Genomic DNA, 517 nt, shown 5'->3' with positions numbered 1-517 from the left:
TCAATAGTAATAAATTACCGATTGATTCAATTCCATACGCACCGATAGTAAATGCCATAGCACCAAAAGCTCCAATTGGTGCAAGTTTCATTAACATGCCAACCAAATAGAAAACCGGAGCCGTGAGGTTATTTAAAAAATCAGTAATTGGACGTGCACGGTCACCCAATGCAGCTAAAGAAATACCAAATAGGACTGCCACAAATAGAACCTGCAAAATTTCACCACCAGCAAGCGGACTCACTAATGTTTGCGGGATAATATTCATGAAAAAGTCAGTGATATTTGTAGCATGAGCCTTTTCAACGTAACTATTTACTTTATCGTTGACTAAGGTTGCCGGGTCAATATTTAGGCCTTTACCAGGCTGAATGATATTAGCCACAATCATACCAACCACAAGCGCAAGGCTAGAGAAAGTAAGGAAATATAGCATTGCCTTACCTGTCACTCGCCCAACTCGACTCATGTTCGTCATGCTGGCAATACCGGTAAACACTGTCAAAAAAATTAAGGG

The 517-nt window shown here is 40.4% G+C and carries 1 protein-coding gene; it reads right to left on the bottom strand.

Annotated elements, in window-relative coordinates:
• Nucleotides 1-469, bottom strand: a 469-nt coding sequence (locus ABD296_RS50350; RefSeq protein WP_344285872.1) for a cation:dicarboxylate symporter family transporter, incomplete at its 3' end; no start/stop codon positions are given.
• Nucleotides 470-517 lie beyond the last annotated feature (48 nt).

The sequence above is a fragment of the Actinomadura napierensis genome (assembly GCF_039529375.1).
GTDB lineage: Bacteria > Actinomycetota > Actinomycetes > Streptosporangiales > Streptosporangiaceae > Spirillospora > Spirillospora napierensis.
Note: the sequence above shows the minus strand (reverse complement) of the source record. Positions and strands in the feature narration are given on the sequence as shown.